Annotated in this window: 14 protein-coding genes; all 14 read left to right on the plus strand. The window is 77.3% G+C overall.

What is annotated here, in order from left to right; translation table 11 throughout:
• Window positions 1–10 precede the first annotated feature (10 nt).
• The 14 genes from QSK52_RS18880 (at window position 11) to QSK52_RS18945 (ending at window position 13,884) form a co-directional block, all read left to right on the plus strand.
• Window positions 11–1,198 (plus strand): beta-ketoacyl synthase N-terminal-like domain-containing protein, encoded by a 1,188-nt coding sequence (locus QSK52_RS18880; RefSeq protein ID WP_285737255.1) that lies wholly within the window; start codon window positions 11–13, stop codon window positions 1,196–1,198.
• Window positions 1,195–1,782 carry a beta-ketoacyl synthase chain length factor gene (locus QSK52_RS18885; RefSeq protein ID WP_285737256.1) on the plus strand — a complete coding sequence of 196 codons (588 nt, stop codon included), beginning with the start codon at window positions 1,195–1,197 and terminating at the stop codon, window positions 1,780–1,782. The genes QSK52_RS18880 and QSK52_RS18885 overlap by 4 nt, the downstream gene beginning before the upstream one ends.
• Window positions 1,779–3,068: a beta-ketoacyl-[acyl-carrier-protein] synthase family protein gene (locus tag QSK52_RS18890; RefSeq protein WP_285737257.1), complete on the plus strand. Its 1,290-nt coding sequence runs from the start codon at window positions 1,779–1,781 to the stop codon at window positions 3,066–3,068. Before QSK52_RS18885 ends, QSK52_RS18890 begins: the two co-directional genes overlap by 4 nt.
• A 63-nt stretch (window positions 3,069–3,131) precedes the next feature.
• Window positions 3,132–4,199, plus strand: coding sequence for a 4-hydroxyphenylpyruvate dioxygenase (gene hppD, locus QSK52_RS18895; RefSeq protein ID WP_285737258.1), 1,068 nt, complete (start codon window positions 3,132–3,134; stop codon window positions 4,197–4,199).
• Window positions 4,196–5,149 carry a phytanoyl-CoA dioxygenase family protein gene (locus QSK52_RS18900; protein ID WP_285737259.1) on the plus strand — a complete coding sequence of 318 codons (954 nt, stop codon included), beginning with the start codon at window positions 4,196–4,198 and terminating at the stop codon, window positions 5,147–5,149. The genes hppD and QSK52_RS18900 overlap by 4 nt, the downstream gene beginning before the upstream one ends.
• On the plus strand, window positions 5,139–6,110 hold the full coding sequence (locus QSK52_RS18905; protein ID WP_285737260.1) for a thiamine pyrophosphate-dependent dehydrogenase E1 component subunit alpha: 972 nt from the start codon (window positions 5,139–5,141) through the stop codon (window positions 6,108–6,110). The genes QSK52_RS18900 and QSK52_RS18905 overlap by 11 nt, the downstream gene beginning before the upstream one ends.
• Window position 6,111: 1 nt before the next feature.
• On the plus strand, window positions 6,112–7,101 hold the full coding sequence (locus QSK52_RS18910; protein ID WP_285737261.1) for an alpha-ketoacid dehydrogenase subunit beta: 990 nt from the start codon (window positions 6,112–6,114) through the stop codon (window positions 7,099–7,101).
• Window positions 7,098–8,753: a class I adenylate-forming enzyme family protein gene (locus tag QSK52_RS18915; protein WP_285737262.1), complete on the plus strand. Its 1,656-nt coding sequence runs from the start codon at window positions 7,098–7,100 to the stop codon at window positions 8,751–8,753. Before QSK52_RS18910 ends, QSK52_RS18915 begins: the two co-directional genes overlap by 4 nt.
• Window positions 8,750–10,204 carry a condensation domain-containing protein gene (locus tag QSK52_RS18920; RefSeq protein ID WP_285737263.1) on the plus strand — a complete coding sequence of 485 codons (1,455 nt, stop codon included), beginning with the start codon at window positions 8,750–8,752 and terminating at the stop codon, window positions 10,202–10,204. The genes QSK52_RS18915 and QSK52_RS18920 overlap by 4 nt, the downstream gene beginning before the upstream one ends.
• Window positions 10,201–11,139, plus strand: a complete 939-nt coding sequence (locus tag QSK52_RS18925; protein ID WP_285737264.1) for a 3-oxoacyl-[acyl-carrier-protein] synthase III C-terminal domain-containing protein — start codon at window positions 10,201–10,203, stop codon at window positions 11,137–11,139. The genes QSK52_RS18920 and QSK52_RS18925 overlap by 4 nt, the downstream gene beginning before the upstream one ends.
• A 27-nt stretch (window positions 11,140–11,166) precedes the next feature.
• Entirely contained in the window at window positions 11,167–11,445 is a 279-nt protein-coding gene (locus QSK52_RS18930) for a phosphopantetheine-binding protein (RefSeq protein WP_285737265.1), read from the plus strand.
• On the plus strand, window positions 11,442–12,092 hold the full coding sequence (locus QSK52_RS18935; RefSeq protein ID WP_285737266.1) for a hypothetical protein: 651 nt from the start codon (window positions 11,442–11,444) through the stop codon (window positions 12,090–12,092). Before QSK52_RS18930 ends, QSK52_RS18935 begins: the two co-directional genes overlap by 4 nt.
• Complete coding sequence (locus QSK52_RS18940; protein ID WP_285737267.1) at window positions 12,089–13,189, plus strand: alpha-hydroxy acid oxidase; 1,101 nt, start codon at window positions 12,089–12,091, stop codon at window positions 13,187–13,189. The genes QSK52_RS18935 and QSK52_RS18940 overlap by 4 nt, the downstream gene beginning before the upstream one ends.
• The gene (locus QSK52_RS18945) at window positions 13,186–13,884 is read left to right on the plus strand and encodes a 4'-phosphopantetheinyl transferase family protein (protein ID WP_285737268.1); all 699 of its coding nucleotides are present in this window, start codon (window positions 13,186–13,188) and stop codon (window positions 13,882–13,884) included. The genes QSK52_RS18940 and QSK52_RS18945 overlap by 4 nt, the downstream gene beginning before the upstream one ends.
• Window positions 13,885–13,896: the final 12 nt, after the last annotated feature.

Below are 13,896 nucleotides of genomic sequence, written 5' to 3' on the forward strand. Positions count from 1 at the left end.
GTGATCGACGGTGACCGACACCGTACTGACGGCCCGTCGGGGCCCCCGGTCCGTGGTGGTCGGCGGGATGGGGGTGCTGAGCGCGTTCGGGCGGGGGGTGGAGCCGCTGCTCGGGGCGGCGCTGGCGGGACGGGCCGGGTTCGGGCCGGTGGGGCGGTTCGAGGTGGCGGGGCGGCGGGTGGACCGGGCCGCGCTGCACCCCGGGGAGCCTTCGCTGGAACGGGAGTTGGACCGGGTGGTCGACGAGGCGTGCGGGGCGGCGGGGCTGTCCGCGGCGCGGCGGGCCGGGTGTCCGCTGTACCTGGCGGTGCACGGCGATCCGGCGCTGGCCCGGGCGGCGCCGGTGCGGCGTGCGGAGCACGCGGTGGAGGCGTTCGCGGCCGGGGTGGCCCGGCGGGCGGGGCTGGCCGGGGGCGGCCGGGCGTACACCTCGGGGTGCACGGCCTCGGCGGACGCGGTGGCGGACGCGGCGTCGGCGGTGGCGCGCGGGCGGGCGGAGCGGGTGGTGGTGGCGGCCGGGTACCTGGTGGAGGCGGACCAGTTCGCGGTGTTCGACGCGGGCGGGGCGCTGGCCCGGGACGGGCGGGTGCGCCCGTTCAGCGCGGGCCGCACGGGGCTGCTGCTGGGGGACGGGGTGGCCGCGGTGGTGCTGGAGTCGGCGGACGCGGCCCGGGCCCGGGGTGCGGAGCCGCTGGCGGTGCTGGCGGGCTGGGGCCGGGCGGGCGACGCGCACCACGTGTGCCGGCCGCGGCCGGACGGGGCGGGGCTGGCCCGGGCGGTCGGGGCGGCGCTGCTGCGCGGCGGGGTCGGTCCGGAGCGGGTCGGGTACGTGAACGCGCACGGCGCGGGCAGCGTGCTGGGCGACCGGGCCGAGGCGGCCGCGCTGCTGCGGGCGCTGGGGCCGGTGGCGGAGCGGGTGCCGGTCTCCTCGTCCAAGTCGGTGCACGGCCAGGCCCTGGAGGCCGGGGCGCTGCTCGAACTGGTGGTCACGGTGGCCGCGTTGCGGGCCGGTCGGCTGCCGGTGAACGCGGGCCTGCTGGGGCCGGACCCGGAGTGTCCGCTGCACCTGGTGCGGGCGCCCGACCCCGTCGGTCCGCCGACGGGCCCGGTGGCGCCCGGTTCGCCGGGCGGTTTCGCGCTGAGCCTGAGCACGGCCTTCGGCGGCGCGAACACGGCGCTGCTGGTGGGCGTCCCGTGAGCGCAGCGGGGCCGTCGGCCCTCGCGGACCCGGACCCGTGGCGGGCGGCGGCGGACCTCGGGCTGCGGGTGCTGGCCGCCGGGCGGTGGCCGGAGTCGGGGGCGGACGCGGCGCCGCCGGTGCTGCCGGGGTTCACCGGCTCCTCGTTCAGCCCGCTGGCCGCCGAGGCCGCCCGGCGCTGCCTGGACGCGCACGCGTCCGGCCCCGGCGCCGCACTGCCGGTCACCGCCGTGGTGGTGGCCAGTGCGCTGGGGGACGTGGCGGGCGCGGCGCAGGTGGCGCGGGCGGTGGACGGCGGGGACCGGCTCGGGCCGCTGCTGTTCTTCCAGGCCGTGCCGAACGCGGTGGCCGGGCACCTGGCGGCGCGCCGGGGCCTGACCGGCCCGGTGGTGTGCGTCGGCGGGGTGCGCTCCGGGTTCGAGGTGGCCGAGGTGCTGCTCGCGGACGGGGACGCCGAGCTGGCGCTGCTGGTCCTGGTCGAGCAGGCGGCCGGGCCGGGCGGGGCGGACCGGGCCGCCGCCGTCCTGCTGGCCCTGCAGGAGCACTGTCCCACTCACCGTCAGCTGGAAGGAGCACGGCCATGAGCACAGCCCTGGGCGCACCCGTGGGCACGGACGTCGCGGTCACGGTCACCGGGATGGGCGTGGTGACGCCGGTCGGCGGGAGCGCCGCGGCGGTGTTCGACGCGATGTGCGAGGGCCGGTCGGGGCTGCGCCGGCCGGAGCCGGACGGGCCGCTGGCCGGGTCGCTGGAGGTGGCGGGGTTCGCCCCGCCGATCGATCCGGCCTCGGTGCTGCCCGCGCCGGAGACCCGGGTGGTGGACCGGTACATCGTGATGGCGCTGCGGGCGGCGGCGGACGCGCTGGCGGACGCCGGGGTCGTGGCGGGCCGGGACGTGGACCCGTACCGGATCGCGGTGGTGCTGTCCGGGACGGGCGGGCTGGCGACGCTGGAGTCGCAGGTGGTGGCGCGCACGGAGCGCGGGCGGCTGGGGGTGAGCCCGTACCTGCTGCCGGGGATGCTGCCGAACATGGCGGCGGCCCGGGTGGCGATCGGGCACGGCATCCGGGGCTACAGCTCCTCGGTGGGGACGGCGTGCGCGGCGGGGGCGCAGTCGGTCGCGGAGGGGTGGCGGCTGCTGCGCGAGGGCCTGGCCGACGTGGTGGTGGCGGGCTGCTCGGAGGCGCCGCTGTTCCCGACGCTGGCCGACACCTTCGCCAACGCCCGTGCGCTGGCCCGGGGTTGGGCGGACGATCCGGCGGGGGCGAGCCGTCCGTTCGACCGGCGCCGGGGCGGCCTGGTGCTGGGCGAGGGCGCGGGCGTGCTGGTGCTGGAGCGGGCCGCGCACGCGGACGGCCGGGGAGCGGCGGGGTACGCGGACGTGCTGGGCTGGGGGGCGACCAACGACGCGCACCACCCGACCACGCCGCACCCGGACGGGGACGGTGCGGCGGCCTGCATGCGGCTGGCCCTGCGCAGCGCGGGCCTGGCGGCCGGGGACGTGGGGTACGTGAACGCGCACGGCACCGGCACCCGGCTGGGCGACCGGGCGGAGGCGTCGGCGGTGCGCCGGGTGTTCGGGGCGGACGGGCCGCCGGTGAGCGCGACCAAGGCGGTCACCGGCCACCTGCTGGGCGCCTCGGGGGTGGTGGAGGCGGCGGTGTCGGTGCTGGCGCTGCGGCGCGGGCTGCTGCCGCCGACGCACAACCTGGACGACCCGGACCCGGAGTGCGCGCTGGACCACGTCCGCAAGGGGCCGCGTCCGGCGCCGGGCATCCGGTACGCGGTCGCGAACTCGTTCGGGTTCGGCGGCCACAACGTGAGCCTGGTGCTGGGGTCGCCGAGCACCCGACTGGCCCGGCCGGTCTGATCGACCTCCTTGCAGGACAAGCAATCCGACGCACCGTCGGTGAAGAGAAGGAACTGCTGAGCAATGGATTTCCTCGATCTCGACCACGTCGAGTTCCACGTGGGGGACGCGCGCCAAGCGGCGTACGTGCTGTCCGCGGGGCTCGGTTTCCGCCTGCTGGCGCAGGGCGGGCCGGAGACCGGCCTGCCGGGGCAGCGCAGTCTGCTGCTGGGGCAGGGCGGCTGCCGGGTGCTGCTGACCTCGGGCCTGGAGCCGGGGCACCCGGCGGCGCGCTACGTCGCCCGGCACGGGGACGGGGTGGCGGTGCTGGCGTTCGGCGTCCGGGACGCGGCGGCCGCGTACGCGGCTGCGGTGTCCGGCGGGGCGCTGGGGCTGGAGCCGCCGCGGGAGCGCGGCGGGGTGGTGACGGCGGTGGTGTCGGGGTTCGGCGACGTGGTGCACCGGCTGGTGGAGCGGCCCGGCGCGGGCGGGGGGTTCCTGCCGGGGCTGGCCGCGCTGCCGGGGGCGACTGCACTGCCGGTCCCGGAGCCGGGCCCCGAGCTGGTGCGGGCGATCGACCACGCGGCGGTGTGCGTGCCGGACGGGCAGTTGGACGCCACGGTGGCGTACTACTGCGGCGCGTTCGGGTTCGAGGTGGTCTTCGAGGAGTACATCGAGGTCGGCCGGCAGGGCATGTTCTCCCGGGTGGTGCAGAGCCCGTCGGGCGGGATCACCCTGACCCTGATCCAGCCGGACGGGGCGCGCGAGCCGGGCCAGGTGGACGACTTCCTGGCCTGGCACGGCGGCCCGGGCGTGCAGCACCTGGCGCTGTCCTGCGGCGACGTGGCGGCGGCGGTGGACGCGATGGCGGCGCGCGGGGTCGGGTTCGCGCCGACGCCGGACGCCTACTACGACACCCTGGCGACCCGTCCGGCGGAGCGGCTGCGCAGCCGCGGGATCCTGCTGGACCGGGACCACTGGGGCGAGCTGTACCAGATCTTCGCGACCTCGCTGCACGTGCGGCGGACGTTCTTCTGGGAGCTGATCGAGCGGCACGGCGCCCGCACCTTCGGCACCGCGAACATCCCGGCGCTGTACGCGGCCAAGGAGCGCGAGCTGGCGGCCCTGCGGGTGGCGGCGGTGACCCGGTGAGCACCGAGACGCTGCGGTTCGAACTGACCGACGGGGAGCTGGAGCTGCTGCCGAGCGCGGCGGACGTCGCGTTCTACGCGGAGCACGGCTGGTACCTGTCGCCGAAGCTGTTCACGGACGCCGAGGTGGACGCCCTGGCGGCGGCCGCCGAGGCGTACTACGCGGGGGCGCGCAGCCGGGAGCTGCCGGTGCGGCCGCCGCGGCTGGCGGCCTGGAAGCCGTCGGACGGGCCGGTGCAGCGGCACAACGACTACGTGCACTACGAGAGCGAGGCGATCGCGCGCGTGCTGTGCAAGCCGCTGCTGGGGGCGGTGGCGGCGCTGCTGGCGGGGGCGTCGGAGATCCGGGTGTTCCAGTCGACGCTGATCCTGAAGCCCGCGGTGGCGGGCGAGCCGAGCAACGTGGTGCCCTGGCACATCGACAAGCACTACTGGTCGACGTCGAGTTCGGAGCGGATGCTGACGGCGTTCGTGCCGTTCCACGACTGCGACGAGGAGATGGGCACCCTGACGGTGGTGGACGGCAGCCACCGCTGGCGGGAGGTGGGCCGGGAGGACTCGGTGACCCGGCACTTCGCGGACCGCGACCGGGACGACCTGGAGCGGCTGCTGGCGGTGAACGCGGCGCACAACGGCGCCGAGGTGCGCAAGGTGCCGCTGGTGATCCCGAAGGGGCACGTGTCCTTCCACCACTGCCGCACGTACCACGGCTCGGGTCCGAACGTCAGCGGGCGGCCGCGCCGGGCGGTCTCCTTCCACCTGCAGGACGGGGCGAACGAGTACCGGCGCTTCGCGCTGTCGGACGGCAGCGCGGCGGTGTACAACCACGACGTGCTGGTGCGGCGGCTGCCGGACGGACGGCCGGACTACGCGGACCCGGAGTTCTGCCCGGTGCTGTGGCGCTCCCCCGGTGCCGTGGCGCTCCCCGGGGCGGGCCGCGATGACGGCTGACGCGGGCCCGGACCCGGACCTGGACCTGGACCTGTACCGGACGGTGGCACTGGTCCGGGGCTTCGAGCGGCGGGCGGTGGAGCTCGTGCGGGCCGGGGTGGTGCCGGGCGGCATCCACCCGTGCACGGGGCAGGAGGCGGTCGCGGCGGGCGTGTGCGCGGCGCTGCGGCCGGACGACCTGCTCACCTCCACCCACCGCGGGCACGGGCACGTGCTGGCGAAGGGCGCCGACCCGGCCCGGATGATGGCCGAACTGGCGGGCCGGGAACCGGGGTTGAACCGGGGCAGGGGCGGTTCGATGCACGCGGCGGACTTCTCGCTGGGCGTGCTGGGCGCGAACGCGATGGTGGGCGCGGCGGTGCCGATCGCGGCGGGTGCGGCGTGGGCGCTGCGCCGGGCGGGCTCGGACCGGGTCGCGGTGGCGTTCTTCGGGGACGGCGCGGTGAACCAGGGCGTGGTGCTGGAGGCGTTCAACCTGGCGGCACTGTGGCGGGCGCCGGTGGTGCTGGTGTGCGAGAACAACGGGTTCGCGACCTCGATGCGGACCGCGGACGCGGTGGCGGGCAGCGTCCTGGGCCGGGCCCGGGCGTTCGGCATCCCGGCGCGGGCGGTGGACGGGACGGACCCGCGGGCGGTGCGGGCGGCGGCCGCCGAGGCGGTGGCCCGGGCCCGGGCGGGCGGCGGTCCGACACTGCTGGAGTGCGCGGTGTACCGCTTCGACGCGCACCACACCTGGGAGCACACGGCGCGGCCGGGCTACCGCTCGGCGGCCGAGGAGGCGGCGGGCCGGGCCCGGGACCCGCTGGAGGTGCAGGGGGCGCGGCTGGCCCCGGGCGTGCGCTCGGCGGTCGACGCGGAGCTGGACGCGCTGCTGGACGCCGCGGTGGAGTTCGCCCGCGGCGCGCCGCACCCGGACCCGGCCGCGGCGCTGGAGCACCTGTACGCGACGGAGGTGGGCTGAGGTGCCGAAGCTGTCGTACCTGAAGGCGTTGAACCGGGCGCTGGGCGACGAGATGGCGCGCGACCCGTCGGTGTGCGTGCTCGGCGAGGACGTCCGGGTCGCGGTGTCGAACGTGACGGCGGGGCTGGTGAAGCGGTTCGGACCGGAGCGGGTGCTGGACGCGCCGATCTCGGAGCAGGCGTTCACCTCCTTCGCGACGGGCGCGGCGCTGGTGGGGCTGCGGCCGCTGGTGGAGTTCCAGATCCCGTCGCTGCTGTTCCTGGCGTTCGAGCAGATCGCCAACCAGGCGCACAAGGTCTCGCTGATGTCGGGCGGCCGGGCGCGGGTGCCGGTGACGTACCTGCTGCCGGGCTCGGGCTCGCGGGAGGCCTGGGCGGGGCAGCACTCGGACCACCCGTACGGCCTGTTCGCGCACGTGGGCGTGAAGACGGTCGTCCCGGCCACCCCCTCGGACGCGTACGGGCTGCTGCTGTCGGCGCTGCGCGACGACGACCCGGTGGTGGTGTTCGCCCCGGCGGGGGCGCTGGGGGTGCGCGAGGACGTGGACCCGGCGGCGCTCGGGCCGGTGCCGCTGGGCCGGGGCCGGGTGCACCGGGCGGGCACGGACGTGACGGTGGTCGCGGTCGGCCACCTGGTGCACGAGGCGCTGGCGGTGGCGGAGGAGCTGGCGGGGCGCGTCTCGGTGGAGGTGTTCGACCCGCGCACCCTGCACCCGCTGGACCGGGCGGGCCTGGCGGCCTCGCTGCGGCGGACCGGGCGGCTGGTGGTGCTGGACGACTCCAACCGCTCCTGCGGGTTCGCCGCGGAGGTGCTGGCCACGGCCGCCGAGGGGCCGCGGCTGCGGGCCGCGCCGCGCCGGGTGACCCGGCCGGACGGGGCGGTGCTGCCGTTCGCCCCGGCGCTGGACCGGGCCTGCCAGCCGGGTCGGGCCGGGCTGCTGGCGGCGATCGGAGAAGTGACGGGCGTGATCGAGGAAGGTGGCGGGACGTGAGGGACACCGGTATCAGGGCGCGGCTGGCCGCCGACCCGGGGCTCGGCACGGGCAACGTGCTGACCTCGCTGCTGGCGCACGGCGCGGACCCGGACGGGCCGGGCGCGGCCTTCGACGTCCCGGTCGACGGCTTCCCGGCCGGGCACGGGCTGACGCTGGGCCAGCTGCGGGAGCGGGTCGCCGCCCGGGCGGCCTGGTGGCACGGGCGGGGCGTCGGGCCGCGCGACCCGGTGGCGCTGTACGTGTCGGGGTCGGCGGACTGCCTGCTGAACTTCCTGGCGCTGACCTGGCTGGGCGCCGTCCCGGCGCTGCTGAACCGGCACCTGCCGGGCGACGTGGCGGCCGAGTACGTGCGGCGGCTGCGGGCGACGGCGCTGCTGACGGACGCCGAGCACCGGGAGCGGCTGGCGGGCGAGGAGGTGGGGGTGGCGCTGCACGCGGACGCCTCGGCGCCCGGCGGCGGCGATCCGGCGGCGGCGCCCGCCCCGTACCGGCACCACGCGGACGACCCGGTGGTGATCACGCACTCCTCGGGGACGACCCGGATGCCCGCGGCGGTGGTGCACTCGCACGCCAGCCTGTTCGCGGCGGTGAAGCTGTTCCGGCTGGCGGCGCCGCGGGCCCGCGGCACCGAGCGGATCCTCAGCGCGCTGCCGGCCGCGCACGCGGCGGGCGTCTCCACGCTGAACCTGGCGCTGTGCCACCGCAGCGAGGTGCTGTTCCTGTCCGCGCAGGACGGCGACGGGGTGCTGGCGGCGATCGAGCGCTGGGAGCCGACCGGGGTGTTCGGCTTCGCCGCGACCTGGGCGCAGTTGGCCCGGCACGACCTGACGAAGCGTCGGGTCTCTTCGGTGTCGCTGTGGTTCAACACCGGTGACTGCGCGCACGAGCCGCACGTCCGCCGGCTGGTGGCGGCCGGGTCCCGGGTGACGGTGACCCGGGAGGGGGTGCGGCGGGTGCCCGGATCGCACTTCGTGGACGGTCTGGGCTCCACCGAGATGGGCCACTCCGCCTTCCACCTCACCCACGGCCCGGACACCGAGCGGTACGGGCGCTGCGTCGGCGTGCCGCACGGCTTCGCCGAGGTCGCGCTGCTGGACCCGGCCACCGGCCGGGAGGTGCCGGTCGGCGAGGTCGGCCACTTCGGCCTGAAGGCGCCGACCCTGGCGCCCGGCTACTGGAACGACTCGGGGGCGACCTACCGCAACCGGCTGAACGGCTACTACCTGACCGGCGACCTGCTGTACCGCGACGCGGAGGGCTACTACTTCCACGTCGACCGGGCGGTGGACGCCGTCGACCTGGGCGGCGGCGAGTGGCTGTACACCGCACTGAGCGAGGAGCGCATCCTGACGGCCTGCCCGGACGTGCTCGACTGCACGGTGGTGTCGCTGCGCGTCCCGGACGGCCCGGTGGTGACGGACGTGCTGCTGGCGCTGCGCCCGGACGCCGACCCGTCCGTCGACCGGACCCCGGCCGTCCGGGCGGCGCTGACGCCCGCGGCGGCGGCGACGCTGCGGGCGGTGCTGGTGATCGGCGAGGAGGAGCTGATCCTCGGGCCGACCGGCAAGGTCCGCAAGTTCCTGATGCGGGAGCGGCACCGGGCCGCGGCGGCCGGGACGGCTGCGGCGGCTGCGGCGGTGACGCCGTGACGGGCCCCGCCGAGCGGATCGAGGTGTCCCGCGCCGGAGACGGTTCGACCGTCGGCGAACTGTGTCCGGACACGGTCGAGGTGTCCTTCGCCGGAGACGGTTCGGGCGTCGGCGAACTGTCCTGGGGCATGTGGGAGATCTGGCACGCCATGGTCGCGCAGCGCAGCTCGCTGCCGATCGGCGGCACGGCCGCCCTCCAGGCGGACAGCACGGTGGAGGCGGTGGCGGCGGAGCTGCGCTACCTGATGGGCCGCTTCCCCTCGATGCGCACCCGGCTGCGCTTCGGCCCGGACGGGCACCCGACGCAGGAGTTGTTCGCGTCTGGCCGGATCTCGCTGGAACTGTACGACGCGCCCGCCGGGGAGGACCCGGCCGGGCTGGCGGCGCGGGTCGAACTCGCCTACCGGGAGCGGCCGTTCGACCACACCGGGGAGTGGCCGGTGCGGATGGCGGTGGTGCGGGCGGACGGCCGCCCGACGCACCTGGTCAGCATCATGAACCACCTGGTGACGGACGCCGCGGGCGGGGCGATCATGCTGCGCGAGGTGCGCGAGCGGGCCGACGGCCCGGTGGTCGGCCTGCAGCAGTTGGAGCAGGCGGCCTGGCAGGGCTCGGCGGCCGGAGTGCAGCAGAACGCCCGGGCGATGCGCCACTGGGAGCGGGTCCTGCGCACCGTCCCGGCCCGCCGCTTCGCTCCCTCCGCCGACCCGCGCCGCCCCCGGCACTGGACGGGCGAGTTCCGCTCCCCCGCCCTCCCGCTGGCGCTGCCCGTGGTCGCCGCCCGCACCGGCGGCGACCCGCGCACCGCGCTGCTCGGGCTGTACGCGCTGGCGCTGCGCCGGATCGGCGCGGCCGAGCCGGTGGTGCTCCGGCCGGTGGTCAACAACCGCTTCCGCTCGGTGATCGGCGAGACGGTCTGCATGGCCGCCCAGGCGGGCATCGCCGTCCTGGACGTGGGCGACGGCGACGTCCAGGACGCGGTCGCGGCGGCCCGGGGCGCGACCCTGGCGGCGTACAAGCACGCGTACTTCCACCCGGAGCGGCTGAAGGAGCTCCTCGCCCGGGTCTCGGCGGAGCGCGGCGAGGAGGTGGACGTGCAGTGCTTCTTCAACGACCGCAGCACGCTCGGCGCCGCGGTGCCCCGCCCGGCCGCCACCCCGGAGGAGCTGCTGGCCGCCCGGGCCCGCAGCACCTTCCGCTGGGTGCGCCGCATCGACCTCGCGGGGCGGATCCTGCAGGCCCAGTTCGAGGACGCACCGGAGGGGCTGCTGATGGAGGTCCTGACCGACACCCACCACGTCTCCCCCGCCGACGCCGAGACCCTGGCCCGCACGGTGGAGGAGCTGGCGGTCGAGGCTGCGCTGGGCTTCCTGGCGACGGGGGCGGACGCCGACGCCGACGCGAGCCCGGACACGAGCCCGGGCACGGTGGCGACGGGGGTGCCGCGGTGACCTCGCTGCTCGCGGTCTCCGACCACGTGCCGTCCGGCCGGGTGCCGGTCGAGGTGCTGGGCGAGGAGCTCGGGCTGACGCCGATGCAGGTGCGGATCTTCCGCCGCTACCACGGGCTGGGCGAGGTCAGTCGGGACGAGGGCGGCAGCCTGCTGGACCTGCTGCGCGGCGCGGCCGCGGGGCTGGTGGCGCTGCGCGGCCGGGAGCACCTGGTGCGCTACGTGCTGCACGCCCGTTCCTTCCCGACCGTCGTCCCGTACCCGCACGATCCGGTGCGGGAGCTGTGTGCGGAGCTGGGCCTGGACGCGGGGGTGCCGGTGTTCTCGGTGGGTCACCACGCGTGCGCCTCGGGCCTGTTGGCGATCGACGCGGCGGGACGGCTGCTGGCCGCGGACGGCGATCCGGACGCGTTGGCGCTGGTGCTGGCCGGGGAGAAGGCGTTCACGCCGGAGGCCGCGGCGGTGCCGGGCAGTTCCTTCTTCGGCGAGGGCGCCGGGGCCTGCCTGGTCTCGGCGTCCGGGGGGCGCGACCGGGTGCTGGCGTACGCCGTCGACCTGCGCGGGGAGTTCGACACCGTCGCGGACCGCCCGGAGCTGGAGTCGGAGTTCCAGCGGATCTACGGCGAAGCGCTGGCGGCGGTGGTGCGCGCGGCGGTCGAGCGGGCCGGGCTGTCGCTGGAGCGGGTCACCGCCGTGCTGCCGCACAACGTCAACCGGGTGGCCTGGCACCAGGTCTGCCGGGTCCTGGGCTATCCGCGCGAGCGGGTGGTGCTGGAGCACGTGCCGACGGTGGGGCACGTGTTCTGCGCCGACCACTTCCTCAACCACCGCACCGCCCGGCAGCGCGGCCTGCTGCGACCGGGCGAACCGTACGTGATGGCCGCGGCGGGCGCCGGGCGCGGTGCGACGTTCGCCGCCATGGTCCTCCAGCACTGACCACCCCCGTTCGAAGGGTTCCTCCCGATGACCTCCCGTACCGAACCGACCTCCCGTACCGAACTGATCTCCACCATCTGCGCGTTGCTGCCGGTCGTGCTCAAGCGCGAGGTGTCCGGCGCGGACGCCGACACCGCGCTGCTGGACGCCCTCGGGCTGAACTCCACCACCGGTCTGGAACTCGTCCTGGAACTGGAGGAGCGCCTCGGCCTGGAGATCAGCGTGGAGGACCTCGGCCGGGACGACTTCGCCACCGTCGGCTCGCTCGCCGCGTACGTCGCGGACCACCTGCTGGCGGACGCGTGAGCGCCCGCACCCTGCTCCCGCCCGACGCCGCCGCGTCCCCCTCGCACCCGCGGTGGGGCGTGCGCCGGGCGGCCCGGCTGGCGTTCCCGGAGCCGTCCGCGCTGGCCGCCGACCCGGTGCACGCGGCCCGGCTGCGCCGCTACCTGGCCGACCTGCTCGCCCCGTACGGCCTGCGTCCGGACCCGATCGTCGGCGGTCAGTCGTACGGGGAGATGGCCGAGGCGCTGATCGGGGCGGTCGTCCCGGCGGGCGAGCAGGTGGACCTGCTGGTGCTGGCGCACTCCGTCCCCGACCTGGCTCCGGGCCGGGCCACCGCCTGCCGTCTGGGCCACGTCTGTCCGGGCGGCCCGCTCTCCTTCGCCGTCACCGACCAGGGCGGTACGGCCGCGTCGACCGCGCTGCGGCTGCTGGCGGCGTACGCGGACTCGGCCGGGTTGCGGCGGGCGCTGCTGCTGGTGGTCGAGCAGGACCGGCTGCCGTACGACCCGGGTGTCCCGGTCGCGCTGCCCGCCGTCAGCCGGGGCGTGGCGCTGCTGTTCGGCGACCCGCTGCCGGGCGAGCGTCCGCTGCGGGTCGATCCCGCGGCGACCGCCCGGCCGGGCACCGGCCCGTGGTGGGAGCTGGCGGGGCGGGTGGCCGCCCGGTGAGCGCGCCCGCCACGCCTCTCCGGCTGACCGACTACCGGGAACCGGCGTACCGTCGAATCGCTTCCTCCGTACGGGACTTCGTCGAGGGCGGGGCCGGTGACGAGCGGGCGCTCGGCGCGGACCGGCGGGCCTTCGCCCGGGTCTCGCTGCGGCCCCGGGTGCTGGTCGACGTCTCGGCGCCCGACACCGCCACCGAACTGCTCGGCTCCCCGCTGGCCACCCCGGTCGGCGTGGCGCCCACCGCGTACCACCGGCTGCTGCACCCCGACGGCGAACTCGCCACCGCCCGCGGGGCGGGGCGCGCCGGGGCGCTGTACGTGGTGAGCGTGTTCGCCTCGCGAACCCTGGAGGAGATCGCGGCCGCGGCGGACGGTCCGCGCTGGCTGCAGCTGTACTGGCTGCGCCGCCGGGACGTGCTGGCGGGCCTGGTCGACCGGGCCGCCGCGGCGGGCTACCGGGCCCTGGTCCTGACCGTGGACGCCCCGTACCTGGGTCGCCGCCACCGGGACGCCCGCAACGGCTTCGCGGTGCCCCCGGACGTCCGGGCCGTCAACCTGGCCCCGGCCCTGATGGCCGCCGCCCACCGCTCCGCCCCCGGTCGCTCGGCGCTCGCCGCGCACACCGCCGAGGCCGTCGACCCGGGCGTGACCTGGTCCGACCTCGCCTGGCTGCGCGCCCGCAGCCCGCTGCCGCTGGTCCTGAAGGGCGTGCTGACCGCCGAGGACGCCCGGCTGGCCGTCCGGCACGGCGCCGACGCGATCGTCGTCTCCAACCACGGCGGCCGCCAACTCGACCGCGCCCCGGCCGGGTTGGACGTCCTGCCGGAGGTCGTCGACGCGGTCGCCGGGGCCTGTCCGGTGCTGTTCGACGGTGGGGTCCGCAGCGGCGCCGACGCCTACGCCGCCCTGGCGCTGGGCGCGCGGGCGGTGCTGCTCGGCCGACCCGTCCTGTGGGGGCTGGGGGCCGACGGCGCGGACGGCGTGGCCGGGGTCCTCGGCCTGGCCACCGCCGAACTCGCCCACACCATGGCCCTCACCGGCCGCCCGGCCCTCGCCGCCCTGGACCGCAGCGCCGTCTCCTTCACCCCCGCCCCGTGACCGCCGACCTCCGCCCGGTGAGCGACGGGCCCCGGGACACCGTCCTGCTCCACCTCGTCCCCGACCCCGGCCCGGGCCTGCCGCTGGCCCCGCTGCTCGCCGACCTCTCCCCCGCGGAGCGGCTGCGCGCCGACGCCTGCCGCGACCCCGACACCCGCCGCCGCTACGTCCTCGCCCACGCCGCCCTGCGCCGCGTGCTCGCCGAACGGCTGGGCACCGCCCCCGCCGAACTGCGCTGGCAGCACGGTCCGCACGGCAAACCGTCGCTCCCCGGCGACGCGCCCCGGTTCAACCTCTCCCACTCCGGCGCCTTCGCCCTGGTCGCCGTCTCCCCCGTCCGCCCGGTCGGCGTCGACATCCAACGCGTCCTGCCCGCCGCCGACCCCACCGCACTCGCCGCCCGCTACTTCCCGCCCGCCGAGGCCCGTCTCCTGCACAGCACCGTCGACCCCGCCCGCCGCGCCGCCCTCTTCGCCCGCCTCTGGTGCCACAAGGAGGCCCTGGTCAAGGCGCACGGCGGCCGCCTCCTCCAGGGCCTGCGCGTCCCGCTGCACGGCCCGCCGCCCGCCGAGGAGGCCTGGTCCCTCTCCTACCGCGTCAGCGACGCCCCCGCGCCGCCCGGCCACCACGCCGCCGTGGCCCTGGCCGGCACCGCCCCGTTCCGCACCACCACCCGCCGCTGGAGCTGGAGCTGACCCGCCCGCGGC

This window comes from Kitasatospora phosalacinea, from assembly GCF_030268885.1.
In the GTDB taxonomy this organism is placed as follows: domain Bacteria; phylum Actinomycetota; class Actinomycetes; order Streptomycetales; family Streptomycetaceae; genus Kitasatospora; species Kitasatospora phosalacinea_C.

Coding starts and splice junctions, on each gene's coding strand:
- QSK52_RS18890 (WP_285737257.1), top strand. CDS start 1,779: ATGAGCACAGCCCTGGGCGCACCCGTGGGCACGGACGTCGCGGTCACG.
- hppD (WP_285737258.1), top strand. CDS start 3,132: ATGGATTTCCTCGATCTCGACCACGTCGAGTTCCACGTGGGGGACGCG.
- QSK52_RS18905 (WP_285737260.1), top strand. CDS start 5,139: ATGACGGCTGACGCGGGCCCGGACCCGGACCTGGACCTGGACCTGTAC.
- QSK52_RS18930 (WP_285737265.1), top strand. CDS start 11,167: ATGACCTCCCGTACCGAACCGACCTCCCGTACCGAACTGATCTCCACC.